The 1,212-nt window shown below is 51.4% G+C and carries 1 protein-coding gene; it reads right to left on the bottom strand.

Translation table 11 applies throughout. From position 1 onward, the window contains the following. Positions 1-243: 243 nt before the first annotated feature. Positions 244-1,143 (bottom strand): thiamine pyrophosphate-dependent enzyme, encoded by a 900-nt coding sequence (locus tag A3A5_RS39200; RefSeq protein ID WP_198293170.1) that lies wholly within the window; start codon positions 1,141-1,143, stop codon positions 244-246. Positions 1,144-1,212 lie beyond the last annotated feature (69 nt).

Here is a 1,212-nt window from a genome sequence, read left to right as displayed (position 1 = left end):
GTCAAGCACGTCAATAACCATGGTTGCCCCGGGGTGGCACAGATGACCAACATACTATCGGTAGAGGGCTTGGGAGACAACCGGATAAGCATGGTCCAATGGATGAAATCCGTTCACACGGAAGTGCCTGATAAAACACTTTAAAGTTTTGAGCTGATTCCCGAGCAGTCCAGACTCAGTCTTCTCCGCACTGGCTTTCTGAACCACCCATCCTTAGCGAATGACTTACAGAATTGAGAGACCTCACCGAAACTGGTCAATACTTGGCATATCGCCAACGCTGACTTCGATCACCGTCGGTACACTCGTCGTTGCAATGGCCCGGCGTAATGCGAAACGCAGTCCTTCGGGAGAGTCCGTTCGGATCGCTTGAGCACCAAAGCTTTCCGACAGGCGGCAGAAATTTGGATTTCGAAGATCGGTTGCTATGATTCTCCCGCCGTAGTCGTTGATTTGCATCTGTTGGACGTTTCCGAAACAGTTGTTATTGAAAAGCAGAACGATCAATGGAATCTCGTGCTGGACGGCAGTGGCTAGCTCTTGAACTGCAAACATGAATCCACCGTCGCCGGTAATAGAAACCACGGGAACGTGCGGCTTTGCGACCTTCACTCCGAGCGCAGTCGGAAAGCCATACCCGAGTGTTCCTTGATAGCCAGTGGTTATGTAAGTGCGGGGGCTGTATACGGGATACACGATGCGGCTCGCAAAGCCGACCTGAGTCAATTCGTCGACAAATATGCCATCTTCCCCAATTTCTTCGCGGATAACCTTGAGATAGCTCACTTGTGGTTCGAGCACTGCCGAACGCTTTGCCCAAGCGGCTTTGACCTCCTCCAATGCAGTCTCTCGTGAACTTCGAACTGCATTGTAGTTTTCAAGTCTTCTCAGCAATAGAGGCAAGGCTTGCTCTGCCCGCGCAGTAATTTCACATTTTGGCGTGAAGAATCTACGGTGAGTGGTCGGATCGATGTCAATGCGAATAATATCTGGCCTATGTGTCGGAATCCACTTTTTCGCTGGGATTCGCATGTTGGTACCAATTGCCAAAACCACATCGGTTTTTCTCCAAAGATCCTTGGCGGCCGGCTGGGGCGAGATAGCTACGGGCGTCCACAACCAATCCACCCAAGATAAGGACATCAGCAAGCCTTATAGGCGGCATGTCGATGAGGTTTCTGGCGAGGCGGACGTGGTTTAGCGCGATCCGGT

The sequence above is a fragment of the Cupriavidus sp. UYPR2.512 genome (assembly GCF_000379565.1).
Lineage (GTDB): Bacteria > Pseudomonadota > Gammaproteobacteria > Burkholderiales > Burkholderiaceae > Cupriavidus.
The sequence above is the reverse complement of the archived record's forward strand: the minus strand, read 5'-3'. Positions and strand labels throughout refer to the sequence as shown.

Excerpts from the sequence above, each read along its gene's own strand:
- A3A5_RS39200 (WP_198293170.1), bottom strand. The coding sequence starts at position 1,143 with ATGTCCTTATCTTGGGTGGATTGGTTGTGGACGCCCGTAGCTATCTCG.